This window comes from Aureimonas frigidaquae (assembly GCF_001463905.1).
GTDB classification, from domain to species: Bacteria; Pseudomonadota; Alphaproteobacteria; order Rhizobiales; family Rhizobiaceae; genus Aureimonas; species Aureimonas frigidaquae.
Genome location: NZ_BBWR01000013.1, coordinates 11,393 through 36,496, shown reverse-complemented (window position 1 = coordinate 36,496; position 25,104 = coordinate 11,393). Strand labels below are relative to the sequence as shown.

The window sequence follows — 25,104 nt, the reverse complement described above, 5'->3', positions numbered from 1 at the left end:
CTGGGAGGCTCGATAGCTCTAGTGGGAGAAGCACCGATGTCCTTGACGATCATCCACCGTGCCGCGCTCGGCGCGGGAACCGCCCTTGCACTTCTGGGATCGGCCGTCGCGCCGGTCGCCGCGCAGCCGGCCAATCCCGAATGCATTGCACCCGCGCAGCCGGGCGGCGGCTTCGACATCACCTGCAAGCTGGCGCAGCAGGCGCTCGTGGACGCCGACGTCCTCGCCAGCCCGTTGCGCGTTTCCTACATGCCAGGCGGCATCGGCGCCGTCGCCTTCAACACCATCGTGGGCCAGCGCCGCGCCGAACCGGGAACGATCGTCGCCTTCTCGGCCGGCTCGCTCCTGAACCTCGCCCAGGGCAAGTTCGGCGATTATGCGGCCAAGGACGTGCGCTGGGTCGCCTCCGTCGGCACCGATTACGGCGCCGTCGTCGTTGCCGAGGACGCGCCCTGGGCGTCCCTTTCGGAAATGATGGAGGCGATCAAAGCCGACCCGGCTTCGGTGATCCTCGGCGCGGGCGGCACCATCGGCAGCCAGGACTGGATGAAGGCCGCCCTGACGGCGCGCGCCGCCGGCATCGACCACAAGACCATGCGCTTCGTAGCCTTCGAGGGTGGCGGCGATTGCGCCACCGCGCTGCAGGGCGGCCACGTACAGGCCTGCATGAACGATGTCGGGGACAGCCAGGCGGCGATCGACGGCGGCGCGCCGCTTAAGCTTCTGGCCGTCTACGCGGACGAGCGCCTCGGCGGCAAGCTCGCCGATATCGCCACCGCCAAGGAGCAGGGCTACGATATCGAATGGCCGATCGTGCGCGGCTTCTATGTCGGGCCGGACGTCTCCGACGCGGATTACGCCTGGTGGACCGACGCCTTCCAGACCGCGATGAACGCGCCGACCTACGACGCACTCCTGACGTCGCGCAACCTTCTGCCGCTGCCGATTGTCGGCGAAGAGCTCCAGACCTTCGTCGGCGAACAGATCGAACTGCATCGCGAGCTTGCCCGCTCCTTCGAACTCGTCGCGCAGTAAGCGGGCGAATTTGCATGAGCAACGACAGGACACTCGGCGGGCTGGCGTTGCTCGCAAGTCTCGGCCTTCTGATCTTCGGTTGGGGGCTTGTCGCCCCCTTCGCCTACGAGCCGGTCGGCCCGCGCGCCTTCCCGCTCCTGACCGCCGCCCTCATCGGCATTTGCGGGCTCATGCTCGTCCTGCGCCCGGGCCCGGACGAGGCGCCGAACGCGCCGGGCGTCAATGTCGGCATCGTTTCGATCTCCGCCGTTCTGCTCGCCTATGCGTTCTTTTTCCAGCCACTCGGTTTCGTCCTGTCGACGGCGCTGATGTGCGTTGCCGTGGCGCGTATCTTCGGCGCGACATGGATGCAGGCGGGGCTCACGGGGGTCGCTCTGTCTGTTGGCTCCTTCCTCCTTTTCGACAGGCTCCTCGACGTCGTGCTGCCGGCCGGCCTCCTTTCGGGAGTGATCTGATGGACACGCTTTCCTATCTGATGATGGGCTTCTCCGTCGCCCTCACGCCGTCGAACCTCGGTCTTGCCGCGCTCGGCGCCGTGGTCGGCACCATGGTCGGCGTGCTTCCGGGGCTTGGCCCGGTCAACGCGGTCGCCATGCTGGTGCCGGTGGTGTTCGCGCTCGGGCTTCCGCCGGAATCCTCGCTGATCCTGATGGCGGCGATCTATGTCGGATCGGAATATGGTGGCCGCATTTCCGCGATCCTGATCAACGTGCCGGGCGAGGCCTCCGCCGTCATGACGGCCATCGAGGGCTACCCGCTGGCGCGGCAGGGCAAGGCCGGCATCGCCCTGTCGCTGTCGGCATGGTCATCCTTTCTCGGCTCGCTTCTGGCGACGCTCGGAATCATCATTGCCGCGCCTGTCGTCTCGCGCTGGGCGCTCGCCTTCGGGCCGGTCGAATATGTGGCCCTGATGGTCTTTGCCTTCGCCTGCCTGACCGGCCTTCTCGCCGACAAGCCGATCAAGGCGCTGCTGGCGGTCGGCATCGGCCTGGCGCTCTCCACGGTCGGGATCGATCCGAACTCCGGCGTCTATCGCTACACGTTCGGGATGGTGAATCTGATCGATGGGATCCAGTTCGCGACGATCGTCATCGGTCTCTTCGCGATCTCGGAGCTGCTCCTCCTCTACGAGGGGCACCGCTCCGGCGCCTCCGTGCGCATCGAGCGCATGGGCCGCAGCCTCTTCAACCTTGCCGAAATGCGCAGCACGCTTTTCTCGACGCTGCGCGGATCGGGCATCGGCTTTGCCATCGGCCTCTTGCCGGGCGCCGGCGGGACGGTCGGCTCGGCACTCGCCTACACCACGGAGAAGCGCATCGTGGAACGCCGCGATCCGGCCGGAAGCCGCTTCGGACGCGGTGATCTTCGCGGGCTCGCCAGCGTCGAGGCCGCCAACAACAGCGCTTCGAACTCCAACTTCATCCCGATGCTGACTCTCGGCATTCCGAGCTCCGGCACGACGGCGATCATGCTCGGCGTGCTCACCCTCTACAACATCACCCCCGGCCCCGTTTTGTTCAACGCCCAGCCAGCCCTCGTCTGGGGTCTCATCGCCTCGCTCTTCGTCGGCAACATCATGCTTCTGGCGATGAACATTCCCCTTGTCGGGGTGTTTGCCCGGATGCTGTCCGTGCCGGCCTGGACGCTGGTTCCGTTCATCGTCGTGGTCAGCGCGATCGGCGTCTATTCGGGCAAGTCCGCCGGCTTCGACCTCGTGCTGATGGTCATCATCGGGGTGGCCGCCTACTGGCTGCGCAAGCTGTCCGTTCCAATGGCGCCGCTGATCCTGGGCTTCGTCCTCGGCAAGCTTCTGGAGCAGAATCTGCGCCGCGCTCTGTCCCTTTCCGCGGGCGAGGTGGACATCCTCTGGTCGAGCTGGATCGCCATCGTGCTCTGGTCGGCCGCGGCCCTGATGCTGATCGTCCCGCAGATCCTGAAGCGACGGAGCGGCGAGCCCGTGCTGCCCACGCCCGAAGACGTGGTGGCGAAGGATGCCCCGGAGGCCAGGCCATGACGATCTTCTCCGCACAGCCCGTCGGCACGCCCGGCGCCCGTCTGCGCGCCAGGCTGAAGGATCGCCGGATCCTGCGCCTGCCGGGCGCGCACAATGGCCTCGCCGCCCTTCAAGCGGCCCGAAGCGGCTTCGAGGGGCTTTACCTCTCCGGCGCCGCCATGAGCGCCTCGATGGGGCTGCCGGATCTTGGCATCATCACGATCGAGGATGTCTGCTTCTTCCTGAGCCAGATTGCGCGGGTATCGAAGCTGCCCGTCATCGTCGATGGCGATACGGGCTACGGCGAAGCGCTCAACGTCATGGCGATGGTGCAGCGCTTCGAGGCCGAGGGCGCCGCCGCCGTCCACATCGAGGACCAGATCCTTCCCAAGAAGTGTGGGCACCTGTCCGACAAGCGGCTGGCGAGCCCATCGGACATGGCCGCCAAGATCGCCGCGGCGGCACGGGCCCGCCGGGACCTCGTGGTCATCGCCCGGACCGATGCTGTCGCGAGCGAAGGTCTGGAGGCGGCGGTTGCGCGGGCGCGCCTCTACGTGGACGCCGGAGCGGACGCCATCTTTCCGGAGGCGCTGACGAGCATCGACATGCTGCGCGCCTTCGCGAAAGCAATGCCGGACGTCCCCCTCCTGGCCAATATGACCGAGTTCGGGCGCACGCCGGACCTGACGGCCGATGCCTTCGAGGCGCTCGGCTACGCGATGGTGATCTGGCCAGTATCCTCGCTGCGGGTCGCCGCGGCCGCCCAGCGGGATCTTTACCGATCGCTCGCGACCGACGGCGCGACCACCGCCGCGCGCGCGTCCATGCTGACGCGCGCCGATCTGTACGATCTCCTCGACTACTTCGCCTATGAAGAACTGGATGGCGCCATCGCACGCAGCGCGCTGCCGGACGCTCCCGCGTCGTAAAGCGGGGCGGCCCCGCCTTACAAACCCTGCCTGAACATCCATCCGCGTTGATGCAGCGGCGCCATGTCCACCCCCAGCATGCCGAGCGCCTTCCAGACGACGGCCGCGGTCGAATCGATGATCGGGATGCCGAGCTCGGCTTCCAGATCGGCCATGATGCTCCAGCCGCGCATGTTCGTGCACATGATGACGATGGCCTCCGGCGAGGCTGCGGCAACCGTTCGGCACATGGTTGCCACGGTGTCGTCCGGCACCTGCGAGAAGGCGAAATTCTCCGACAGGCCCGTATGGGCTTCGGCGACGGTGTGAATGCCGGCGGCGGCGTAGTTGGCGATGATGCGGCTCTGCACATCCTGCGTATAGGGCGAGATGAGGCCGATGCGCGTGGCGGGGCGCAGGGCGATCAGATCGTTGATCGCGCCCACCGCCGTGCAGGCGGGGATACCGGTCTGCCCCTCGATGGCCTCGCAGAGTTGCCGGTCCCAGGCGTTTCCGAGCCAGCTGGCGGACGTGCCGCTCCAGGCGATCACGCCCACATGCGCATCGGCCAAAAGGCGGCTGGCCGCCAGCATGGGGTCCAGCCGGAACTGGTCGTTGGCGCTGTCGCTGAGCGCGATCTGCGTGACGTTGAAGCGCGAGAAATGCGCCGAGACATGCGGCAGCCCGGCGACCAGCGCGGATGTGGCCGGCTCCAGGATGGTGTTCGAGGACGGCGTCAGAACGCCGATCAGGGCCCTGTCCATCATCTCCCGCTCAAGCCCCCATCGGCAGCATCAGGGGCACGATCTCGTCGAGGCGCGGCGCCTTGGCGGCGATCCGCTTCTGCTCGCGGTCGAGCGTGCGCGCCGCGTCGTCCCAGTCGATCGTTTCGCAGCGACCGGCCGACACGATGCGCCGCCCATCGACATAGACGGCATCGATGGCGCGCTCCGCCGCCTGGTGGATGATCGCGCGCAGCGGATCGCGCAGCGGGTGCATCTGCGGATGATCGAGGTCGAAGGTGACGAGGTCGGCCTTGGCGCCGACGTCGAGCCGCCCGATATCGTCGCGGCCGAGCAGCCTGGCAGCGCCGGCGGTCGCGGCGTGGAACAGCCGCGCCGTGGTGCTCGTATGCTGCGCACCGGCAGCCGCCCGCGCCAGAAGCTCGGCCGTGCGGATTTCCTCCAGCATGTTCTGCGGGTGCGTGTCGGTGCCGATCGCCACGTTCACGCCCGCATCCATATAGGCGCCGATATGGTGCAGCAGCGTCCCGTCGCGGATGAAGACGGTCGGGCAATGGGCGACCGTCGTTCCGCTCTCCGCCAGGAGCGACAGGTCGTCGCGCGTCGGCCAGAGCAACCACGGGTGCCGATCGGTGAAGACCGCATGCCCGATGACCGTCCGCTCGCCGAGGAACCCGATCGAGTCCATGTAACCGATGGGCGTCTTGTCATGCAGCCGCGCGAGTTGGTTGAATTCGGGGTAGCTCTGCGCCCCATGCGTGAAAAGGACACGGCCCGTATCGCGTGACAGGGCGATCGCGTCTCGAAGAAGGTCTTGCGTACAGGTGTCGATCTGCGCGGGCGCGACGACGGCGCTGAAACGTCCGCTCGCATGCCGCTCGGCGGCGTCCATCACGGCCTGTGCCTCGGCAAAGGCCGCCGCGCCCTCGTCCGGCGACCAGTCGTAGAGCGTCTCCTGCCCGTCGGAGGCCCACCAGCGCGCCGAACGGAACATCGGCGCCACCCAGACGCGCAGGCCGCTTTGGTCCAGGAGATCGAGCCAGCCGGGATAGGCGTGGCTGAGGTCGAAGATGGTGGTGATGCCGTTGGTCGCCATCTCGGCCAGCGCATAGCGCGCGGAGGCCCGCAGTGCCGCCTCGTCCTGGATAAAGCTCTGGCGGAAATCCTGCCGCCCGTTGAAGAAGAGGCGCGGGTTTCCGTACTCCTCCACGAAGCCGCGATAGATCGGCGTCTGCGTGGGATGGCAATGGATATTGATGAGGCCGGGCATGACGAGCCGTCGGCTCCCGTCCATCTCTGTATCGACCGTGCCGTCATAGGAACCGCCCACCTGGATGAGGCGATCCCCCTGCCAGGCGACGTCACCGTCGCGCAGGTAGACATGGCCTCCCCTGTCTGCGTCCCATCCGATGATCCAGGCGGCACGGCGGATGCAGTGCGTCTGCGGCGATGCGTCTGACATGATGATCCTATCTGGCGGCGGGAACGGCCCAGGTGGCGATCTGCGGGAGGTGGATGAGCAGCACCATCATCACCAGCATGGTGACGATGAAGGGTATGGTGCCGGCAAAGACGGTGCCGATATTGCCGACCTTGCGCACCGTCTGGATGACGTAGAGCGTCATGCCGACCGGCGGCGTCAAAAGAGACATCTCGCACATGAGCACGATGAAGACGCCGAACCAGATCGGATCGATCCCCGCCGCCAGGATGACCGGCAGCAGCACCGGGACGGTGCCGACCATCATGGGCAGCGTCTCGAAGAAGATGCCGAGCAGGACGTAGAAGATCGCCAGCGCCCATTTGAGCGTGAGCGGATAGACGCCGAGGCCGGCCACCCAGGTGCTGAGCGTCTGCGTGACGTTGAGGAGGGCGAGCGCGTAGTTGAGGTAGAAGGCGACGACCAGGATCAGCATGGAAATGGCCGTCAGGCTGGCCGTCGTCACGAAGGATTCGTGCAGCATCCGGAGGCTGAGCCTGCCTTGGAAACCGGCGATGAGAATGGTCGCGACCACCGCCAGCGCCGCCGACTCCGTCACCGTGGCCCAGCCGGTATAGACCGAACCCATGATAATCACGAAGACGACGGTGGGACCGAGCAGCCCGCCCATCAGGCGGAAGCGCTCCTTCCAGGGCACATAGGGTTCGTTGGAGCGGGCAAGTTCCGGCCGCGCGATGCACAGTATGGCGATCGTCAGCATGAACATGAAGGCGAGCGCGATGCTGGGAATGAGCGCTGCGGCGTAGAGCTGCGCCACCGAAGTGTTGGTGAGCGAGGCATAGACGATGAAGGCGATGCCCGGCGGGATGAGGTTGCCGAGCGAGGCGCCGGCCGCGATGGACCTGAGCACCAGCCGCTCGTCATAGTCTCGCTTGCGGAACGAGGGCAGCGCCACGGTGGTGATGGTCGCGGCCGTCGATACGGACGAGCCCGACACGGCCGAGAAGATCGCCGAGGCGCCGATATTGGTGTGCAAAAGGCCGCCCGGCAGGCGGTTCAGCCAGGGTGACAGGGCCGCATACATGCGATCCGTCATGCCGCTGCGCACCAGGATCTCTCCCAAAAGGATATAGAGCGGGATGGCGAGCAGGATGTAATCCTCCATCGAGCTCCAGAGCTGGCTTCCGAAGACGCGCAGGTGCACGCCGTCGAAGAACACGACGATGGCCACGAAGGCCGTGACGAACAGCGCGGAAGCGACGTGTAGCCCCAGGAAAAGCAGGCTGAGCATGAGCCCGAAGCCGATGGCGACGGTCAGGATGCTGATCATCGGGCGGGCTCCTGCATGGCCGGAAGGTTGCCCTGCGTTTCGAGGTCGATCTGGTCCTGCAGCGATGGCGGTCCGTAATAGCGGTTCAGGGCGTCACGATCGGTGAAGGCCAGGATCACGGCATGGACGCCGAAGGCGGCGCTCGTCGCCGCAAAGACGACGAGCCCGACGAGCCACAGCCCCTGCGGGATCCACATGGGCGTCTGGAGCGGGGTGTTGGCATGCGCCTGCCAGCGCAGCGTATCCTGAAGCACATGCCAGCCCTGGATGGCGGCAAAGACGGCAATGGCGGCAAGGATCACCGCGGCGGAGAGGTTCAACACGGTCCGCATGCCGCGCGGAAAGCGCGGGAACAGAAAGTCGACACGGGAATGGGCCCGTTGCAGCAGCGCCATCGAGAAACCCCAGGTGCTGGAGACGGCGAGCATGTAGGCGCCGATCTCGTTGACGCCCTGAAGGGAGTAGCCGAAGAACTTGCGCCCCAGCACCTCCACCGTCGTGGCGATGCACAGGGCGAGCAGGCACCAGCCCATCAGGATCTGCATCCAGCGGATGGGGTGCGCGAAGGCGCGCGCGAGCGGATTGTCGAGCCCGACGAGGGCCGGTTTCTCGTCCATGGAAAGTATCCTCCGGGCTCAGGGCCCGCACCGCGTTCCGGTACGGGCCACGCGCCGGTCAGTTGGCCGGGATGGAAACGTTCAGCGCCTTGCCGATGCTGTCGTTCCAGGCAGCCGCGCAACCTTCATAGGTCGCCTCGCAACGATCGGCCCATTCGCGCAGGATGCTCTGCGTCGAGATGGTCTTGACGCGGGAAAGATCGGCATCCGACACATCGACGAGCGTCAGCTTGTAGGGCGTGTAGATGCCGCCGACGCATTCCTTGCCGACGGTGCAATCCAGCGCGTCCGTATTGGTGGTGCCGGCCACCGACCAGAGATCGCTTTCCAGCTTGGCGAAATGCGTCTCGAGCTTGGTCCGCTGGTCTTCCGGCAGGCCGTTCCACCAGTCCAGGTTGACGAGATGGGCCTGCACCGAGCCGGAGACGGAGATGGGCAGGACATGCGTCGTCACCTCCGGCCACTTGCCGGTATTGGCCGAGGTCGGCGAGGTCACGCCGCACGAGGCGACGCCGCGTTCGAGCGCCGGATAGACTTCCGGGAAACTGAGCGTGACCGGGCTGGCGCCGAGTTCGGTCAGAAGCTTCGACATGGAGGCCGTGAAGGAGCGCACCTTCTTGCCCTCGAGGTCGGCGAGGCCCCCGATCTCCTCGTTGCAGAAGAAGACCTGCGGCCCGAAGGGCCAGATGGCGACGGCCTTGACGCCGAAGCGCTCGCTCAGGCGAGCGTTGAAAGCTTCGCGATAGGCGTTGACGGCCGTCTGAAGCGCGGGAAGATCCGTCGCAACGCCGATCAGGTCGATGCCCTCCAGAAAGGCATCGTCCTTCGCCACGCTGCCGATCTGCGCCGAGACGACGTTGAAGCTGCCCTGGCTGGCCGTGCGCAGCGCGTCGGCAAGGTTTATGCCAAGGATCTGGAACTCCTGCCGCTGGACTGAAAAGCCGTCGCCATTGATCGCCTCGATTGCGGCGATCTCGGACGGATACTGCGCGCTGAGCTGCTGCGACTGGCTGAGCCAGCTGATGGACTGGGCATCGGCATGCTGCGCCGTCAGACCGACGGCGGCGCAGGCTGCGAGAAGCGACATTCTGATCAATGTACAACCCCATGTTGTGCCCCGCGACCGGCGGAGGCAGGTTCCCCGCAACAATCACAAGCAAACCGCAGGCCAATTCACTCAGGACATGAAACCCGGTCGCAACCACCCGTATCCGCTATCGTCCGGGCGACACCGCGTGTCGTCTTTCGGTGCATCTGCTCGAATTATGGGCGCGCCTTGGTCGCTGCTGACAGAGCGGCACGGCTGGTGGCGGACGATGGGCTTGTCCCACCCTGGCGCATCTGGGAAGTGTAGCATTCGGACGAACAGGACAGACCATGTCGAGACAGGAAGGCACCCCGCTTCTGAACAGCCTGACCGGCGATACCGAGCTTGCCGCACTCTTTTCGCCACAGGCGGAAGTGGATGCGATCCTGACGTTCCAATCCGCCCTGGCCCGGGCGCAGGAAGCTGTTGGTTTGCTGGCGCCCGGCGCGGCTGGCCGTATCCGCGCGGGCATTGCCCGGTTCCGGCCGGACATGCAGGATATTGTCGCCGGCCTCGTGCGCGACGGCGTTCCGGTTCCGGCGCTTGTGCGGCAGCTTCGCGCGGCCGTCGGCCTGCTCGACGCTGCGGCCGTCCATCGCGGCGCGACGAGCCAGGATGCAGTCGACACCGGCCTAATGCTGCGCCTCAAGGTGGCGCTCGGCATTCTGGCCGAACGCCTGGCGGCGAGCGTGTCACAGATCGACACCTTGGCCCGCGCAGAGGGCCAGACCGAGTTGATGGCGCAGACCAGGATGCAGGCCGCCCTGCCCATATGCGTGGCGGACAAGCTCGCCACCTGGCGCGCCCCGCTCGACGATCATGCGCAGCGCCTGATGCGCCTGCAAGCCCAGCTTCCGCTGCAGCTTGGCGGGCCGGTCGGCACCGGCTCCGCCTTCCAGGGCGAAGCGCCCCGGCTGCGGGAGGTCATGTCCGATATTCTCGGCCTTGCGGCGCGGGAGCCCTGGCACAGCGACCGCACGCCGATCCTCGACATCGCTCATGCGCTGGCGCTTCTGACGGGCACGCTCGGCAAGATCGGCCAGGACATCGCGCTTCTGGCACAGAGCGACCGTCGGGCCGTCCACCTTGGCGCGGCGGGCGCATCTTCCGCCATGGCGCACAAGCGCAACCCGGTGGCGGCCGAGGTCCTGGTGGCGATCGCACGCGCCAATGCCGGCAGCGCCGGAACGCTGCAGCAGGCCATGGTGCACGAGAACGAGCGCTCGGGCGCCGCCTGGACGCTGGAATGGATGGTGCTGCCCACCATGGTCATATCGGCCGGCGCGGCGCTGCGCCATGCGCAGGAGCTTCTTGCCGGGATAAGCTTTCTGCCGCCGCAGACGTGCAGCGAGCCGCGAACTTGCGGCGGCTGACCCCGGACTTCACACGGCAGTTGCGGAAAGACCGGTCAGGATCGCGTCGTCAGAGGTTTTCCTGGATCACGGTCCGTGCCGTATCGAGGCCGAAACGCAGCAGTTCCTGCGCCCGCTCCGCCGTGTCGGCCTCCACGTAGCAGCGCATCTCCGGTGCGTTGCCCGACGCACGGAAATGCAGGATCGCCCCATCTTCCAGCACCAGCCGCACCCCATCCATACGGTCGGAGGACACGATCCGTCCGGCCGGGCGCAGAAGCACCGCCGCAAAGTCGGCATTCTTCGACAGTCTTTCCAGAAAGGATGACGAGGCCTCCGCCGGCACATCCGGCAGACGGTCTGCCAGCGCGTGCCCTGCGCCCAGCCGTTCGGCTGCTGCGCGAAGACCCCCTGCGGCGGCTTTCGCACTGGCCAGTGCCGTCAGGATGGGCAGAACCGCATCGCGCGTCGGCAATGCCGCAAGGTGGCGGCCGCCGCGCGACACCTGCGAGCCCAGGAGCACGCCGCCATTCGGTTCGAAGCCGATAACGTCCCCCTCACCCGCATCGAGAATCGCCGCCATGCCCTCGATGACATAGGGCGAACCCACGCGCGTGCGCCTGACGGTGGTGGCGACACCGGACCGCTCCACCGCGGCGCTCGACGTGACCGGCGTCGCGATCGATCGAAGCTTGAGATGCGCTGCCGCAAGCAGGCCGAGAAGATCCCCCCGGACGACGATACCGGCAGCATCGGTCACGAGAGGGCGATCCGCATCACCGTCCGTCGAAACGATGGCGTCGAAGGCGCCGGGCTCCGCCCAGCGCGCAAAGAGCGCAAGATCGCGCGGGTGGTGTGCTTCGGTGTCGATCGGAACGAAGTGGGTGCTGCGCCCGAGCGGTGTGACGCGGGCTCCGAGGCCTTGCAGGATCTCGACCAGGCAATCCCGGGCAACCGCGCTTTGCTGGTAGACGCCGACATGCAGTCCGGCCAGGAGATCGCCCGGAAAGAAGTCGAGATATCTGGCGACATAGGCATCGAGCGCCCGGCCCTCCGTGTCGGCCGGGGGCGCATCGGGAATGTCGGCAGGCTGTGCATCGAGCGCCGCGCGGATCGCGGCCTCGTCCTCCTTGGTGATCTCCCCGGACGCAAGATAGAACTTCAGCCCGTTGCGATCGTCCGGAATATGGCTTCCCGTCACCATGACGGCCGGCACGCCGCGCTCCATCGCGGCGAGCGCGAGGGCGGGCGTCGGCAATGCACCGCAATCTATGGCCTTCCAGCCCAGCGCCGCAGCCGCCGCCGCGCAGTCCTGCGCGATGGTGGGGCTGCTGGACCGCAGGTCACGGCCGATCAGGACCGTCTTGACCCCGCCCCGTTCAGCCTGTCCGGCGACGGCAAGGAAAGCCGCTGTCCAGCGGCGTGCGGGCTGGCCGGCGAGGTCCGTGACGAGGCCGCGCAGACCGCTCGTTCCGAATTTCAGGCTGGACATGGCGGACCCTAGTTCCTGGCGTAGATGTCTTCGATACGGACGATATCGTCCTCGCCCGTATAGCTGCCGACCTGCACCTCGATGATTTTCAGGTCGATCTTGCCTGGATTGTGCATGCGGTGAACGCATCCGATGGGCAGGTAGGCCGCCTCGTTCTCGTGGTAATGGCGGATCTGGTCGTCGATCGTGACCTCCGCCGTGCCCTTGACGACCACCCAGTGTTCGGCGCGGTGGTAGTGCCTTTGCAGGGACAAGGTCCCGCCCGGCTTGACGCAGATATGCTTGACCTGGAACCGGTCGCCGATATCGATCCGCTGGTACCAACCCCAGGGGCGGTGGATCTTCAGATGATCGGTGGCTTCGCCGTAGCCTTCGGCGCGCAGCTGCAGGACAAGGTCCTTCACCTTGGCGACATGCTCCTTCGACGCCACGAGGACCGCGTCGCGCGTGGTCACCACGACGATGTTGTCGAGCCCGATCACCGTGGTCAACAGGCCGTCCGACCGTAGGAGGCTGCCGGTCGTGTCGATCAGGGATACCGGACCCTCGACGACATTGCCCTTGGCGTCCTGCCGCTTGACGTCGTAGACCGAATCCCAGGAGCCGATGTCCGACCAGCCGAAACTCGCCCGCACGACACCGGCGCGCCGCGTCGTTTCCATCACGGCATAGTCGATGGAAATGCGCGGTGCGGCCGAAAAGGCCTGCGCATCCAACCGCAGGAAGTCCAGGTCACGCACGCCTTTGCGCACCGCCTGGTCGGCCGCGGACAGGACATCCGGGCATTGCGCCCGCAACTCGTCCAGCATGGTCCGCGCTTCGAACAGGAAGTTGCCGCTGTTCCACAAGAGACCTTCGGCAACGTAAGCGGCGGCCGTCTGCGTATCGGGCTTTTCCACGAAGCGGTCGAGGGCGAAGGCGCCGGTTTCCTGTAAGGCTTCGCCGACGGCGAGATAGCCATAACCGGATGCCGGAAAGGTCGGCACGATGCCGAGCGTCATGATGAAGCCGTGGCGTGCCTGCCGGGCAGCCGCCTGGCAATCGCTGACGAAAGCCTGCGCATCCTCGACGACATGGTCGCCAGCCAGGATCAGGCAGAGGGCCTGCTCGTCCCTTGCATGGGCGATCAGCGTGCCGACAGCCACTGCGGCCGCAGAATCCCGACGCTCCGGTTCGAGGACGATCTCCCCCTCCAGGCCCAACTCCTGCATCTGCTCGGCGACGACGAAGCGGAAGTCGTTGGCGGTCACGACGATGGGCGCGGCAAAGCCCGGGCCCGTCACGCGCTGCAAGGTGGCCTGGAAGGTCGAGAAGCCGTCATCCATGATCGGGATGAACTGCTTGGGCATCGTCTCTCGTGAGATGGGCCAAAGCCGCGTGCCCGCACCGCCGACCATGATGATGGGAACGATCTTGTCTGCGGCTGCACTGTCGGGCATGTGATGAGCTCCGGAGGCCTTGAATCGCAACGCGACGTAGTCACTTGCGAACACCTACACGGATTTGCGGTAGAGAATAAAGCGCCACGGCCGCGCCACCATCCAAACGGGCGGCGCGACCACGGGATCAGGCATGTCAGCCGACCTCCATCGCTTCCCGCTCGGCACGGCGGGCGCGCAGCCCTGCATAGAGCCCCCACGCGATGAGCGCTGCGGCCATGGCCAGCACGGTGGCGCTGATCGGACGGTTGAGGAAGGTCATGAAATCCCCGCGCGACAGCAGCATGGCGCGGCGGAAATGCTCCTCCATCATGGGTCCGAGCACGAAGCCGAGCAGAAGGGGCGCTGCGGGGAAGGCCATGACCCGCATAGCATAGCCAAGCGCGCCGAACAGGGCGACCAGGAGCACGTCGAACGCGTTGTAGTTGACCGAATAGGTCCCGATGGCGATGAACATCAGCACCGAGGGGAAGAGGATCGGATAGGGCACCGCCAGGAGGCGCACCCATACGCCGATCAGCGGAATGTTCAGGATGACGAGCAGGACGTTGCCGATCCAGAAGCTCATCACAAGGCCCCAGAACAGGCTCGGCTGTTCGGTCATCAGGCCCGGCCCCGGCGCGATCCCGTGGATCATCAGTGCGCCCAGCATGAGCGCCATGGTCGGGCTGCCGGGAATGCCGAGCGCCAGAGTGGGGATGAAGGATGTCTGGTCGGCCGAGTTGTTGGCCGATTCCGGAGCCATGATCCCTTCGATCGCCCCCTTGCCGAAGCGCTGCGGCTCGCGCGCCGCGCGCTTCTCCACCGCATAGGCCATGAAGGCCGCGAGCGAGGGCCCGGTGCCCGGCAGCGTGCCGAAGAAGGCGCCGATGGACGAGCCGCGCAGCATGGGGAACCAGGAGCGCCGGACATCGTCGCGTGTCGGCTTCATGGCGGCAAAGCTGATGGACTTCTGGTCGAGATCCTTCAGATCCACCTTGCCGATGCTGGAGATGACCTCCGCCACGCCGAAGATGCCCATGGCCAGGGCGACCAGGCTGATCCCGTCCATGAGCTCCAGATAGCCGAAGGTGAAACGCGGCGTCCCGGTGTATATGTCGGCCCCCACCGTGCCTGCCAGAATGCCGACCGCCACCATGATGAGGCCCTTCAGAGCCGACCCGTTGGACACGGTCGATGCGGCGACCAGCCCGAGCACCATGAGCGAGAAATACTCGGCCGAGCCGAAGCTGAGCGCATAGCGGGCGATCACCGGGGCGAAGAGCATAAGGAGCAGGATGCCGATGGAGCCGCCCACGAAGGACGCGATGGTGGTCATGAACAAAGCGACGCCGCCGCGGCCCTGCTTGGTCATGGGATAGCCGTCGAGGCAGGTGATCGCGTTTGCCGGCGTTCCCGGCACATTCAGGAGGATCGACGCCGTATTGCCGCCATAGGAGGTGCCGTACCAGATCCCCGCCAGCATGATCAGCGCGGCCGTCGGATCCAGATGGAAGGTGAGCGGGAAGAGCATGGAGATGGCGGCGAGCACGCCGATACCGGGAATGACGCCCAGGAACGTGCCGAGGAAGACGCCCACGAAACAGTAGAAGAGGTTGTTGAGCGACAGCGCCGTTTCCAACCCCAGCGAAATGTTCTGAAAGATGTTCATCGGAACGGCCACCTGTAGAGGTTGAAGCTCATGCCGAGGCCCCACCGGAACAGGGCGATGGCGATGAAGCACAGGGCCGCCGACAAGAGAATGGTGCGGACGGGCCGGAACGGGCTCTCGGCCAAGGCCGACAGGAACACGATGGCGACGATGGCCGGGATCAGGCCGAGCGACTGGATGGTGAAGGAAAAGACCAGCATTCCCGCCAGGATCGCCGCCGCGGCGCGCCAGTTGACATCGGGAAGCGGCACCGCCTCACGCAGAAACGCATCCACGCAGAGAAAGGCGCCCAGAATGAACACCACGCCGCCCATGGCGAAGGGGAACATGCCGGGCCCCATTCGCTGCAGCGTCCCCAGATTGTAGTTCGCATAGGCGTAGAGCGCCACGGCGACGCCGAACAGGCACACCACGACGCCGGAGCAGACATCCGCGAAATCCTTGTTTGCCATGTGGCAACCTCCCTGCCACGTCCGGCCGCTGACCGGACGCCCTTCAATGCTGTTTATGAAGACGCCGGTGCGGCGATCACTCGGTCGTCGCGCCGGAGGCGGAGACGATCTGCGCCCAGCGGTTGAACTCCGCTTCCATCAGCGCGGCGAGGTCCTCCGGCGTGCCGCCACCCGTCGTGCTTCCTTCGGCGGCGAAGGCGTCCTGCAGTCGAGCGTCGGTCAGCGCGTCGTTGACGGCTGCGTTCACGCTGGCCACGACGGCCTGCGGCAATCCCGCTGGCCCGACGACGGCTTTCCAATCGCCCGCGTCGAAACCCGCATAGCCCGCTTCGGCGATGGTCGGCACATCCGGCAGGGCGAAGTTGCGCTCCGCCGACGTGACGGCCAGCGCCCGCAGGGAACCGGAGCGGATATGCGACAGGGCGCTCGGCAGGCTCGATGCCGCAAAGTCGATATGGCCGCCGATGGCGTCGGTGATGGCCTGCGTCGCGCCCGGATAGGGAATGTGCACGAACTCCACATCCGCCATCTGCGAGAATTGCTCCATGGCCAGATGGCTGACCGTGCCCGCGCCGGGCGTCGACATGGTGATGGTGGCCGGGTTCGCCCGGGCCGCCTCGACCAGGTCGCCGAAACTCTCATAGGGCGCGCCCGCTGCGACAGCGATCACCATGGGCTGCGAAGAGACGAGGGCGATGGGCGTGAAATCCTTCAGCGCATCATAGGGAATATCGTCGTACAGCGTCGGGTTGATGGCGAGGTTCGACGTCTGACCCATGCCGAGGACCTGACCCTTCGCATTGGCGCGTGCCACCTGCGCAATGCCGATATTGCCGCCGGCCCCCGGCCGGTTCTCGATAACGAAGTTCCACCCCTTCTGCGCCGCGATGCGCTCGGTGAGAACGCGCGAGGCTATATCCGTGCCGCCGCCGGGCGAGAAGGGGACGACGAACTGGATATCCCCATCCGGAAAAGCCTGCGCCGTCGCGGGCACGGCCAGCCCGATGCTTAAAACCGCCATGGCGGCCATCAGGGTCCGCTGTGCAAACATTGTCTTTCCTCCCATGATTGTCCGGCCCCGTTCGAACGGAGCACTTTTGTCGCGCGACAGGCCGCGAACAGGCCTTGTCGCCAGCCGTCCCGCCGCCTTCCCGTTGCACTCGCCCATCTCCCGTTCGGCGCATGCAGGGTGCGGGGCCAGGATGCGTCCTGCCGCCCCCGCCAGAATGACGACGCCGCCATTGGCAGCGCCTGACATGAAATTCCCGGCCGCCCGTTCCGACCTGAGCCGGCGGAAGCCGGGCCGTGGTGGGAACGGACATGGCTCATGATCCAGCCTGCCGGTTGCCGGGCACGGGCCGGGGCGGCACGCCGGTATAGGCGGGAATCCAGTGTCTGGGCAGCGGACCCTTGTTGCGGTGCGGCTGCTGCATCTCTTCCCAGGCATGGGCCATGGCCCCGACCGAACGGGACAGGACGAAGAGCCCGCGGCACAGGGGCGCCGGGAAGCCGAGCGCCGCGTAGATGGCGCCCGTGGCCCCGTCGATGTTCAAGGGAATCGTCCGGCCCTTGCGCCGGGATATCTCGGCCCCCACCGCTTCGGCAATGTCGGCGAAGCGCGCGCGAACGGTGCCGGAAACCTCGTGGCGGCGCAGTATCGCCATCAGCGCCGGTGCCCGAGGGTCCACGGGATGGAAGCGATGCCCATAGCCCGGAACATAGCGCATGCCCGCCTCAGCGAGCAGGTCCAGCGCAGTCGGGACCGCATCGCACAGCGCCTCCCCGCCCTCCAGCCGCGCGGCGATTGCCTCGAACAGCGCGACGCACTGTTCCCCGGCGCCGCCATGGACATCGCCCAGGACGTTGGTCGCCGAGGCCATGGCGTTGTTGATGCCGATGCCGCAGGTGGATGCCATGCGCGCGATGGCGATGGATGGCGCCTGCGGACCGTGATCGACACCGGCCATCAGGGCGGTCCCCAGAAGCTCGGCCTCCGCCGCCTTCGGCAGTTCGCCACGCAGCATCAGCCAGATCATGCCGGGGAAATCGACCGTGCCTATCAGCTCCTCGATGGCATAGCCGCGGAAGCGGATGGTGCCGGGCGCCATGTCGACGATCGCCGTGGACCACCAGTCCTGTCCTGTATTCCGGGTGCTGATGCTCATGCGTTGATATCTCCGCTCCCTCGTCAGACCGCGCCGGCCGCGCGCAATTCGGTTCGTGCCGCCGCGCCGTAGCCGAGTTCGTCCAGCAGCGCCTCCGTATCGGCACCCAGTTCCGGCGGCGGCGAGGATGGCCTCGGATCGCCGGATGCCAGGCGGAAACCGGCGCGCACCACGCCCACCCTGCCGGTGGGAAGGCGCGGATCGTCAAAATTGTGGACGAAGTTCCGCCCCTCGATCTGCTCATGCGCCAGGATCTGCGGCACGGTGAGCACCTCCCCGGCCGGTATGCCCTCGGCGTTGAAAAGCGCCGCCCAGTCGGCGGCGCGGCGAGTCGACAGCGCGTCCTCGATCGACAGGGTCAAGGCATCCCGGTTGCGCTTGCGCGCCTCGCGCTCTTGGAAGCGCGGGTCGGACACAAGGTCCGGCCGTTCGATCAGCGCGCACAGGCGTTCGAACTGGTCCTGCTTGTTGGCGGCGATGTTCAACAGTCCATCGCCCGTGGCGAAGGTTCCGGATGGCGCGGCGGTCATGTTCTGGTTGCCCATCGGGCGTGGCGCGTGCCCGGCCATCAGCCAGTTGGATACCGTCCACCCCATCGTGCCGAGCGTCGCCTCCAGCATGGAGACGTCGATCATCTCGCCCGCGCCCGTCACCCGCTTGCGGTACAGCGCCGCGGCGATGGCGAAGGCAGCCGACAGACCGCCGATCGTATCACAGACCGGATAGCCGACCCGGAGCGGCGCGTTGGCCGCGTCTCCTGTGACGCTCATGACGCCCGACAGGCCCTGGATGATCTGGTCGTAGGCGGGATTGCCCGCCATCGGCCCGCTCTTGCCGTAACCTGAAATGGCGCAATAGACGATACCCGGATGGATCGCGCGCAGGGCATCGTAGGAAAGGCCAAGGCGCTCCATCACGCCGGGCCGGAAATTCTCCACCACGACATCCGCCGTCTCGACGAGCCTTTCGAAGACTGCCCGCCCTTCGGGGGATTTCAGGTTGACCGTGATGGACCGCTTGCCCGCATTCTGCGCCAGAAACGACGTTCCCATGAGCTGCGCGTTCATCGCCGGGTCGCCACCGAGCTGGCGGGCGAGATCGCCCTTGCCCGGCTGCTCGATCTTGACCACCTCGGCGCCGATCTGGGCAAGCTGGTAGCAGCAGAATGGGCCCGCCAGGACATTCGTCAGGTCGAGCACACGGATCCCGTCGAGCAGGCATGCCATCAGTCGCGATTTCCTCCCACAATACCGTTCTTCTGGATGGAACGGTTGTTGTATTGAACAGAATGAATGGTGACGAGTCAATCACGTTGCGATATAAGAAGACACCGTTCTATCAGGTAGAACGTTTGGAGATTGAGCATGGCCATCGAGGAACAGAGGGTCGAATCCGTCGAACGCGCGCTGACGCTCCTGAATGCCTTCGAGCCCGGCGCGCGCGGCATGACGCTGGCGGCGTTGGCGGCCAAGACGCATCTTTACAAGAGCACGATCCTCCGGCTCATCGCCTCGCTGGAACGCTTCGGCTATGTGGCGCGCGGCTCGGACGGGACTTACCGCCTCGGCCCGGCCATCTGGGCACTGGCGCAGGCCTACAACCAGTCCTTCGGGCTGGAAGACGCGATACGCCCGCGCCTGCGGGCGCTCGTGGAGGCAACCGGCGAAACGGCGGCGTTCTACGTGCGCAGCGGGCAGCAGCGCGTCTGCCTCTACCGCGAGAACTCGCGCCTGCCGATCCGCCATCACCTGGACGAAGGCATCCTGCTGCCGCTCGAACTGGGCGCTTCGGGCCGCGTTCTCCTGGCCTTCACCGGCGCTGAGGGAGAGCCCTACGAAACGATCCGCAAGGAGAGGGTCTACGTTTCGCTGGGCGAGCGTGACCCGGACGTTGCCGCCGTGGCGGTTCCGATCTTCGGCCGTGGCGGCCAGTTCCTCGGGGCCCTCACCGTGTCGGCCCTGCGCTCGCGGCTGACCGACGACAAGGTGGCAGCCGGGCTGAAGGAACTGCGCGCCGCCGCGCGGAGCCTGTCCGCCGACATCGACTGACGATATCTGATGGGAGACGACGCAGCACCATGACGAACGACACGATCGCCGCCGATACACTGACGGGCTTTGCCCGCAACATCCTGGTGGCCGCCGGCATGCGGGAACCCCATGCGCAAATCGTTTCCGACACGCTGGTCTATGCCGAGCTTCGCGGGGTCTCCTCGCATGGGCTTGCGCGCCTGCCCTCCTATCTCGACCGCGTGGCGGCGGGGGCCATGGAACTCGACCCGGACATGACGGTCGACGGTTCCTTCGACGCCTTCCGCCTCCTCGATGCACAGAACGGCTTCGGACAGATCGCTGCCTGTACGGCCATGGATGCCGCCGCCGCTATGGCGCGCCGGCATGGCATCAGTGCGGTCAGCGTGCGCAATAGCAACCATTTCGGCGTCGCGGCCTATTTCGTCGAGCGCGCCGCCCGTGCGGGCCTGGTGGGCATCGCCTTGACCAACGCATCGCCGGCCATGGCGCCCTACAATGCCCGCACGGCCCTTATCGGGACCAATCCCATCGCCTTCGGCATCCCCGCCGGGGCGCAGCGGCCAATCGTCCTCGACATGTCGACCTCGCTCGTCGCCCGGGGCAAGATCCGGCTGGCAGCCATGAATGGCGATGCCATTCCGCTCGGCTGGGCGGTCGATGCGGACGGGGTGCCGACGACGGATGCAAAGGCAGCGCTGGATGGCCATGTCGCTCCGATGGGCGGGCCCAAGGGCGCCGGCCTGTCGCTGGTAATCGACATATTGACCGGCGTCCTGTCTGCAACGGCGCTGACCGGCGCGGTGCGCAACATCACCGATCTTGGCGGCCCATCGCGGACCGGCCATCTCCTGCTGGCTTTGGAGCCGGCGGCAATCGGGGGTGCGCAGTCTTTCGCGCGGGACGTCGCGGCAGTGGCCGACAGGGTCCATGCGCTCGAGCCCGTCCCGGGTGCGCAGATCCGCCTGCCGGGCGAGTTGGAGGCGCTGGCGGCCGAGCGCCGGACTCAGGAAGGCATCCCCCTGTCCCCGGCGGTCATCGCCGCCCTGCAGGCGACCGCCGCACGCTACGGCGTGCCGCCGCTGGCCCTCGCCGCCTAAACGGTCAGGAATTTCTGCACGGCCGGATCGTCCAGATCGGCGCCGACGCCGGAAAAGACGATGCGGCCGCGGTCCATGATGTAGACGCGGTCCGCGAGCTCGCGGCAGAAATCCAGATACTGTTCCACCAGGAGTATCGCGAGGCCTGCCTCCTCCTTCAGGTAGCGGATGGCGCGGCCGATATCCTTGATGATCGACGGCTGGATGCCCTCCGTCGGCTCGTCCAGCACCAGAAGGCGCGGGCGCGCGACGAGCGCCCGGCCGATGGCCAGTTGCTGCTGCTGTCCGCCCGACAGATCGCCGCCCCGCCGCCCGAGCATGGTGCGCAGCACCGGGAAGAGATCGAAGACGTGATCGGGAATGGACATGTCGGCGCGCCGCAAGGGCGCATAGCCCGTCATCAGGTTTTCCCGCACGCTCAGGAGCGGAAAGATTTCCCGCCCCTGCGGGACGAAGCCGATGCCCCGCCGCGCCCTGCGATAGGGCGCCTCCGTGCCGATATCGGTTCCGTCCAGCGCGATCTGGCCCGAGCGGATGGATTGCTGCCCCACGATGGCGCGCATCAGGCTGGTTTTGCCCACGCCGTTGCGCCCGAGCACGCAGGTGATCTGCCCCGGCCCGGCCTCCATGGAAACGCTCTTCAGCGCCTGCGCGGCCCCGTAGTACAGATCGAGGTGGGTTACCTTCAACATGCCGTCACCGCCCGAGATAGACTTCGATCACGCGTGGATCGGCCGAGACGCTGTCGAGCGAGCCCTCGGCCAGGACGTGCCCCTCATGCAGGCAGGTCACCTTAACGCCGAGCTCGCGCACGAAATGCATGTCGTGCTCCACCACGATGACGGAGCGCGTCTGCGCGATATCGCGCAGGAGACGCGCCGTCTCTTCCGTTTCGGCATCGGTCATGCCAGCCACCGGCTCGTCGACGAGCAGGAGTTCCGGATCCTGGGCCAGGAGCATGCCGATCTCCAGCCACTGCTTCTGCCCGTGCGACAGGTCTGCGGCCATTGCGTCCCTGCGGGCCGACAGCCGCGTCAGGTCCAGGATTGCCGCGATGCGCTGGGCCTGCGACGCATAGGCCCGGAAGAACAGCGTTCCGAACACGCCCCGCGTGCCGGCCATGGCCAGGCTGAGATTGTCGGCCACCGACAGGTTCTCGAAGACGGTCGGCTTCTGGAACTTGCGGCCGATGCCCAGATTGGCGATCTCCGCCTCGTCGTGCCGCGTCAGGTCGATGGCGCCCCGGAAGAAGACCTCGCCCGTATCGGGCCGCGTCTTGCCGGTGACGATGTCCATCATGGTCGTCTTGCCCGCGCCATTCGGGCCGATGATGGCGCGCATCTCCCCCTTGCCCACGACGAGCGAGAGGGCGTTGATCGCCTTGAACCCGTCGAAGCTCTTAGAGACATTGTCCAGATAGAGGAGCGATCCGCCCTTGTCGGGTTGCGGCGGTGTCCCGATCACATGTGTCGACATGGGTCCTACTCCGCCGCCCCCTCTGGCATGACACCCTTTTCTGCGCGGATCGCGCGGCGCCGTTCGCCCAGCGCCTTCCAGCCGTGCTGGGCCGTCCCCACGATGCCCCGCGGCAGGAGGATGGTGACGGCGATGAAGATCGCGCCGAGCGCAAAGAGCCAGAGCCCCGGCGCCATGCTCGTCAGCCAGCTCTTGGCCGCGTTGACGATCAATCCCCCCAGCGCGGCGCCCCACAGGGTTCCGCGCCCACCGACCGCCACCCAGATGACGGCCTCGATCGAGTTGGCGGGGGCGAACTCGCTCGGGTTGATGATGCCGGTCTGTGGCACGTAGAGCGCGCCCGCCATGCCGGCCATGACGGCCGATACGGTGAAGACGAAGAGCTTGAAGCGCTCGACCCGGTATCCGAGGAAGCGGCTGCGGCTTTCCGCATCGCGGATGGCGACGAGGACGAGGCCGAGCTTCGACGTGACGATGGCGCGCGCCACCAGGAAGGCCCCCGCCAGCGACAGCGCCGTGATGGAGAACAGGATCACGCGCGTCTCCCGCGCCCGCAGGTCGAAGCCCAGGATATCGCGGAAGTCGGTCAGGCCGTTATTGCCGCCAAAGCCCATTTCGTTGCGGAAGAAGGCCAGCATCAGCGCATAGGTCAGCGCCTGGGTGATGATGGACAGGTAGACCCCGGTAACCCGGGACCGGAAGGCGAGCCAGCCGAAGCCGAAGGCCAGGAGCCCGGGCACCAGGAGCACCATCAGCATGGCGAAGCCGAAATTGTCCATGCCCCACCAGTACCAGGGCAGTTCGTTCCAGTTCAGGAATACCATGAAATCCGGCAGTTCCGGATTGCCATAGACGCCGCGGGCCCCGATCTGGCGCATCAGATACATGCCCATCGCATAGCCGCCCAGGGCGAAGAAGGCGCCGTGGCCGAGCGAGAGGATGCCGCAATAGCCCCAGACGAGGTCGAGCGCGAGCGCCAGCATGGCGAAGGCGAGCCAGCGGCCGAGCAGCACGACCCATGTCGTGGGCAGTGAGGCCGGGGAGTCCGGCCCGAGAAGAAGGTTGGCCAGGGGCACGTAGATGGCGACGGCGATGAGGACGGACAGGAAGACAGCGCCGCCCATGCCGCCGACCAAGCGTTTGGCGATCATGCTTCCACCGCCCTTCCCTTCTGCGCGAAGAGACCGCGTGGCCGCTTCTGGATGAACAGGATCACCAGGACCAGGATGACGATCTTGGCGAGGACGGCGCCCGCATAGGGCTCCAGGAACTTGTTGACGATGCCCAGCGACATGGCCGCCGTCAGCGTGCCCCAGAGCGAGCCGACGCCACCGAACACGACCACCAGGAAGGAATCGATGATGTAGCTCTGGCCCAGATTGGGGCTCACATTGTCGATCTGGCTGAGCGCGACACCGGCAATGCCGGCAATGCCGGAGCCGAGGCCGAAGGTCATGGCGTCGATGAAGGGCGTGCGGATGCCCATCGACGCGGCCATGCGCCGGTTCTGCGTCACGGCCCGGATGGACAGGCCGAAGCGCGTCGCCTTCAGGAGCAGCATCAGCCCGGCCAGCACCGCCATGGAGAAGGCCACGATGGCGAGGCGATTGACGGTCAGGCTGGCGCCCATCACATCCACCGTTCCCGACAGCCAGGACGGTGCGGAGACTTCCTTGTTGGACGCGCCGAACAGGCTGCGCACCCCCTGCTGCAGGATCAGGGACACGCCCCATGTAGCGAGCAGCGTTTCCAGCGGCCGCCCGTAGAGGAAGCGGATCACCCCGCGCTCGATGAGGACGCCCACCAGCCCGGCCAGAAGGAAGGCTGCCGGCAGGGCGAAGAGAAGCGCATATTCGGACAGGCCCGGCGCGTAGCTGCGCAGCAGTTGCTGGACCATGAAGGTCGTATAGGCGCCGATCATCACCATTTCGCCATGCGCCATGTTGATGACGCCCATGACGCCGAAGGTCACGGCAAGGCCGATGGCGGCCAGCAGGAGGACGGAGCCAAGCGACAGGCCGAAAAAGACGTTCTGCGCCAGATCGATCCAGGCGAGCCGCGCCTGCACGCGCTCCAGCGCCGCGCCGGCCGCGGTGGCCAGCGGGCCCTCGCCTTCGGCAAGCGGCGCAAGGACGACGGCGGCGTCCCGGTCGCCGCGGGCGGCGATGACATCGAGCGCGGCGATCTTCTCCGCCTCCGCACGGTCGGAGTTCAGGACGGAGGCAGCACGCGCCTGGCGCATCAGCGCGGCGATGGCGGGGTCACGCTCGGCGGCGATGGCGGTGTCGAGCGCCTCGATCGCCTCCGGGTCCCGCGCGGTGAAGATGGCTGCGGCGGCAGCGCGGCGCTGCCCGGCATCCTCGCTCTGCAGCGTCAGCGAGCCCATGGCTGCCCGAATGGCACGCCGGATCCGGTTGTTCACGCGGATGGCCTCCACCCCAGCGCGGGGCGCTTGCCCGGCATCTGCGCCGGTCAGCGGATCGGCCAGCACATAGCTGCTCCCGTCGCGCCGGCCGACGAAGACGGCGCCGTCCGCCTTGCGGCTCACGAGGTTCCCCTCGGCCAGTTGCTCGAGCACGTAGGCGGCCTCTGGCCTACCGCTTGCGGCCAGCGCCTCGATGGCGCTTTCGGTCTGGCCGTAGCTGCCCTCTCCGAGCGCACGCACGAGGCTCGCCAGATCGGGTTGTTCCTGCGCCTGGACCTGCGCGGACAAGCACAGGCAGGCCAGCCAGAACAGGATGAGGCTGATGGTTCTGCACAGCATGGATATGGTCCGTCCCGCCGGCGGCGCGC

General features: G+C 66.7%; 23 protein-coding genes. 7 read left to right on the top strand and 16 right to left on the bottom strand.

Annotated features, from left to right (window positions below; all coding sequences use genetic code 11):
- Positions 1–36: 36 nt before the first annotated feature.
- From AUL30_RS14255 to prpB, 4 genes are read left to right on the top strand one after another with little or no spacing between them, the layout of a single operon-like run.
- On the top strand, positions 37–1,035 hold the full coding sequence (locus AUL30_RS14255; RefSeq protein ID WP_062228575.1) for a tripartite tricarboxylate transporter substrate binding protein: 999 nt from the start codon (positions 37–39) through the stop codon (positions 1,033–1,035).
- Positions 1,036–1,049: 14 nt separating this feature from the next.
- Positions 1,050–1,490: a tripartite tricarboxylate transporter TctB family protein gene (locus AUL30_RS14250; RefSeq protein WP_062228574.1), complete on the top strand. Its 441-nt coding sequence runs from the start codon at positions 1,050–1,052 to the stop codon at positions 1,488–1,490.
- Positions 1,490–3,049, top strand: coding sequence for a tripartite tricarboxylate transporter permease (locus tag AUL30_RS14245; protein WP_083507947.1), 1,560 nt, complete (start codon positions 1,490–1,492; stop codon positions 3,047–3,049). The genes AUL30_RS14250 and AUL30_RS14245 overlap by 1 nt, the downstream gene beginning before the upstream one ends.
- Positions 3,046–3,957, top strand: coding sequence for a methylisocitrate lyase (gene prpB / locus AUL30_RS14240; RefSeq protein WP_062228573.1), 912 nt, complete (start codon positions 3,046–3,048; stop codon positions 3,955–3,957). Before AUL30_RS14245 ends, prpB begins: the two co-directional genes overlap by 4 nt.
- Positions 3,958–3,974: 17 nt before the next feature.
- Here prpB and AUL30_RS14235 read toward each other — a convergent pair whose 3' ends face one another.
- Genes AUL30_RS14235 through AUL30_RS14215 form a run of 5 tightly spaced genes read right to left on the bottom strand, consistent with a single transcriptional unit; the run spans position 3,975 to position 9,154 of the window.
- Entirely contained in the window at positions 3,975–4,703 is a 729-nt protein-coding gene (locus AUL30_RS14235; RefSeq protein ID WP_062228572.1) for a maleate cis-trans isomerase family protein, read from the bottom strand.
- Between the two features lie 7 nt (positions 4,704–4,710).
- Positions 4,711–6,141, bottom strand: coding sequence for an amidohydrolase family protein (locus AUL30_RS14230; RefSeq protein WP_062228571.1), 1,431 nt, complete (start codon positions 6,139–6,141; stop codon positions 4,711–4,713).
- 7 nt (positions 6,142–6,148) lie between these two features.
- Complete coding sequence (locus tag AUL30_RS14225) at positions 6,149–7,450, bottom strand: TRAP transporter large permease (RefSeq protein WP_062228570.1); 1,302 nt, start codon at positions 7,448–7,450, stop codon at positions 6,149–6,151.
- Entirely contained in the window at positions 7,447–8,067 is a 621-nt protein-coding gene (locus tag AUL30_RS14220; RefSeq protein ID WP_062228569.1) for a TRAP transporter small permease subunit, read from the bottom strand. Before AUL30_RS14220 ends, AUL30_RS14225 begins: the two co-directional genes overlap by 4 nt.
- 58 nt (positions 8,068–8,125) lie before the next feature.
- Positions 8,126–9,154 carry a TRAP transporter substrate-binding protein gene (locus AUL30_RS14215; RefSeq protein WP_062228568.1) on the bottom strand — a complete coding sequence of 343 codons (1,029 nt, stop codon included), beginning with the start codon at positions 9,152–9,154 and terminating at the stop codon, positions 8,126–8,128.
- 290 nt (positions 9,155–9,444) lie between these two features.
- On the opposite strand from AUL30_RS14215, the gene AUL30_RS14210 reads away from it, so the two are divergent.
- A complete protein-coding gene (locus tag AUL30_RS14210; protein WP_062228567.1) occupies positions 9,445–10,527 on the top strand; it encodes a 3-carboxy-cis,cis-muconate cycloisomerase in 1,083 nt (360 codons plus the stop codon).
- Positions 10,528–10,576: 49 nt separating this feature from the next.
- On the opposite strand, the gene AUL30_RS14205 is transcribed toward AUL30_RS14210, so the two are convergent.
- The 7 genes from AUL30_RS14205 to AUL30_RS14175 all read right to left on the bottom strand — a co-directional run bounded on the left by AUL30_RS14205 (position 10,577) and on the right by AUL30_RS14175 (position 18,931).
- Complete coding sequence (locus AUL30_RS14205; RefSeq protein ID WP_062228566.1) at positions 10,577–11,998, bottom strand: phosphohexomutase domain-containing protein; 1,422 nt, start codon at positions 11,996–11,998, stop codon at positions 10,577–10,579.
- Between the two features lie 8 nt (positions 11,999–12,006).
- The gene (locus AUL30_RS14200) at positions 12,007–13,437 is read right to left on the bottom strand and encodes a mannose-1-phosphate guanylyltransferase/mannose-6-phosphate isomerase (protein WP_062228565.1); all 1,431 of its coding nucleotides are present in this window, start codon (positions 13,435–13,437) and stop codon (positions 12,007–12,009) included.
- A gap of 136 nt (positions 13,438–13,573) precedes the next feature.
- Positions 13,574–15,088: a tripartite tricarboxylate transporter permease gene (locus AUL30_RS14195; RefSeq protein WP_062228564.1), complete on the bottom strand. Its 1,515-nt coding sequence runs from the start codon at positions 15,086–15,088 to the stop codon at positions 13,574–13,576.
- Positions 15,085–15,540 carry a tripartite tricarboxylate transporter TctB family protein gene (locus AUL30_RS14190; protein WP_062228563.1) on the bottom strand — a complete coding sequence of 152 codons (456 nt, stop codon included), beginning with the start codon at positions 15,538–15,540 and terminating at the stop codon, positions 15,085–15,087. Before AUL30_RS14190 ends, AUL30_RS14195 begins: the two co-directional genes overlap by 4 nt.
- Before the next feature lie 76 nt (positions 15,541–15,616).
- Positions 15,617–16,591, bottom strand: a complete 975-nt coding sequence (locus tag AUL30_RS14185) for a Bug family tripartite tricarboxylate transporter substrate binding protein (RefSeq protein WP_062228562.1) — start codon at positions 16,589–16,591, stop codon at positions 15,617–15,619.
- Positions 16,592–16,865: 274 nt separating this feature from the next.
- The gene (locus tag AUL30_RS14180; protein WP_062228561.1) at positions 16,866–17,705 is read right to left on the bottom strand and encodes a citryl-CoA lyase; all 840 of its coding nucleotides are present in this window, start codon (positions 17,703–17,705) and stop codon (positions 16,866–16,868) included.
- Positions 17,706–17,728: 23 nt separating this feature from the next.
- Complete coding sequence (locus AUL30_RS14175; protein WP_062228560.1) at positions 17,729–18,931, bottom strand: CaiB/BaiF CoA transferase family protein; 1,203 nt, start codon at positions 18,929–18,931, stop codon at positions 17,729–17,731.
- A 138-nt stretch (positions 18,932–19,069) separates the two neighbouring features.
- On the opposite strand from AUL30_RS14175, the gene AUL30_RS14170 reads away from it, so the two are divergent.
- The gene (locus tag AUL30_RS14170; protein WP_062228559.1) at positions 19,070–19,753 is read left to right on the top strand and encodes an IclR family transcriptional regulator; all 684 of its coding nucleotides are present in this window, start codon (positions 19,070–19,072) and stop codon (positions 19,751–19,753) included.
- A 29-nt stretch (positions 19,754–19,782) separates the two neighbouring features.
- Positions 19,783–20,835, top strand: a complete 1,053-nt coding sequence (locus AUL30_RS14165) for an Ldh family oxidoreductase (RefSeq protein ID WP_062228558.1) — start codon at positions 19,783–19,785, stop codon at positions 20,833–20,835.
- On the opposite strand, the gene urtE is transcribed toward AUL30_RS14165, so the two are convergent.
- From urtE to urtB, 4 genes are read right to left on the bottom strand one after another with little or no spacing between them, the layout of a single operon-like run.
- Complete coding sequence (gene urtE, locus AUL30_RS14160) at positions 20,832–21,527, bottom strand: urea ABC transporter ATP-binding subunit UrtE (RefSeq protein ID WP_062228557.1); 696 nt, start codon at positions 21,525–21,527, stop codon at positions 20,832–20,834. The genes AUL30_RS14165 and urtE overlap by 4 nt on opposite strands.
- Before the next feature lie 4 nt (positions 21,528–21,531).
- Positions 21,532–22,311 (bottom strand): urea ABC transporter ATP-binding protein UrtD, encoded by a 780-nt coding sequence (gene urtD / locus AUL30_RS14155; protein WP_062228556.1) that lies wholly within the window; start codon positions 22,309–22,311, stop codon positions 21,532–21,534.
- Positions 22,312–22,316: 5 nt separating this feature from the next.
- A complete protein-coding gene (gene urtC, locus AUL30_RS14150; protein WP_062228555.1) occupies positions 22,317–23,462 on the bottom strand; it encodes an urea ABC transporter permease subunit UrtC in 1,146 nt (381 codons plus the stop codon).
- A complete protein-coding gene (gene urtB, locus AUL30_RS20000; protein WP_062228554.1) occupies positions 23,459–25,075 on the bottom strand; it encodes an urea ABC transporter permease subunit UrtB in 1,617 nt (538 codons plus the stop codon). Before urtB ends, urtC begins: the two co-directional genes overlap by 4 nt.
- Positions 25,076–25,104: the final 29 nt, after the last annotated feature.

Excerpts from the sequence above, each read along its gene's own strand:
- AUL30_RS14255 (WP_062228575.1), top strand. The coding sequence starts at position 37 with ATGTCCTTGACGATCATCCACCGTGCCGCGCTCGGCGCGGGAACCGCC.
- AUL30_RS14250 (WP_062228574.1), top strand. The coding sequence starts at position 1,050 with ATGAGCAACGACAGGACACTCGGCGGGCTGGCGTTGCTCGCAAGTCTC.
- AUL30_RS14245 (WP_083507947.1), top strand. The coding sequence starts at position 1,490 with ATGGACACGCTTTCCTATCTGATGATGGGCTTCTCCGTCGCCCTCACG.
- prpB (WP_062228573.1), top strand. The coding sequence starts at position 3,046 with ATGACGATCTTCTCCGCACAGCCCGTCGGCACGCCCGGCGCCCGTCTG.
- AUL30_RS14235 (WP_062228572.1), bottom strand. The coding sequence starts at position 4,703 with ATGATGGACAGGGCCCTGATCGGCGTTCTGACGCCGTCCTCGAACACC.
- AUL30_RS14230 (WP_062228571.1), bottom strand. The coding sequence starts at position 6,141 with ATGTCAGACGCATCGCCGCAGACGCACTGCATCCGCCGTGCCGCCTGG.
- AUL30_RS14225 (WP_062228570.1), bottom strand. The coding sequence starts at position 7,450 with ATGATCAGCATCCTGACCGTCGCCATCGGCTTCGGGCTCATGCTCAGC.
- AUL30_RS14220 (WP_062228569.1), bottom strand. The coding sequence starts at position 8,067 with ATGGACGAGAAACCGGCCCTCGTCGGGCTCGACAATCCGCTCGCGCGC.
- AUL30_RS14215 (WP_062228568.1), bottom strand. The coding sequence starts at position 9,154 with ATGTCGCTTCTCGCAGCCTGCGCCGCCGTCGGTCTGACGGCGCAGCAT.
- AUL30_RS14210 (WP_062228567.1), top strand. The coding sequence starts at position 9,445 with ATGTCGAGACAGGAAGGCACCCCGCTTCTGAACAGCCTGACCGGCGAT.
- AUL30_RS14205 (WP_062228566.1), bottom strand. The coding sequence starts at position 11,998 with ATGTCCAGCCTGAAATTCGGAACGAGCGGTCTGCGCGGCCTCGTCACG.
- AUL30_RS14200 (WP_062228565.1), bottom strand. The coding sequence starts at position 13,437 with ATGCCCGACAGTGCAGCCGCAGACAAGATCGTTCCCATCATCATGGTC.
- AUL30_RS14195 (WP_062228564.1), bottom strand. The coding sequence starts at position 15,088 with ATGAACATCTTTCAGAACATTTCGCTGGGGTTGGAAACGGCGCTGTCG.
- AUL30_RS14190 (WP_062228563.1), bottom strand. The coding sequence starts at position 15,540 with ATGGCAAACAAGGATTTCGCGGATGTCTGCTCCGGCGTCGTGGTGTGC.
- AUL30_RS14185 (WP_062228562.1), bottom strand. The coding sequence starts at position 16,591 with ATGTTTGCACAGCGGACCCTGATGGCCGCCATGGCGGTTTTAAGCATC.
- AUL30_RS14180 (WP_062228561.1), bottom strand. The coding sequence starts at position 17,705 with ATGAGCATCAGCACCCGGAATACAGGACAGGACTGGTGGTCCACGGCG.
- AUL30_RS14175 (WP_062228560.1), bottom strand. The coding sequence starts at position 18,931 with ATGGCATGCCTGCTCGACGGGATCCGTGTGCTCGACCTGACGAATGTC.
- AUL30_RS14170 (WP_062228559.1), top strand. The coding sequence starts at position 19,070 with ATGGCCATCGAGGAACAGAGGGTCGAATCCGTCGAACGCGCGCTGACG.
- AUL30_RS14165 (WP_062228558.1), top strand. The coding sequence starts at position 19,783 with ATGACGAACGACACGATCGCCGCCGATACACTGACGGGCTTTGCCCGC.
- urtE (WP_062228557.1), bottom strand. The coding sequence starts at position 21,527 with ATGTTGAAGGTAACCCACCTCGATCTGTACTACGGGGCCGCGCAGGCG.
- urtD (WP_062228556.1), bottom strand. The coding sequence starts at position 22,311 with ATGTCGACACATGTGATCGGGACACCGCCGCAACCCGACAAGGGCGGA.
- urtC (WP_062228555.1), bottom strand. The coding sequence starts at position 23,462 with ATGATCGCCAAACGCTTGGTCGGCGGCATGGGCGGCGCTGTCTTCCTG.
- urtB (WP_062228554.1), bottom strand. The coding sequence starts at position 25,075 with ATGCTGTGCAGAACCATCAGCCTCATCCTGTTCTGGCTGGCCTGCCTG.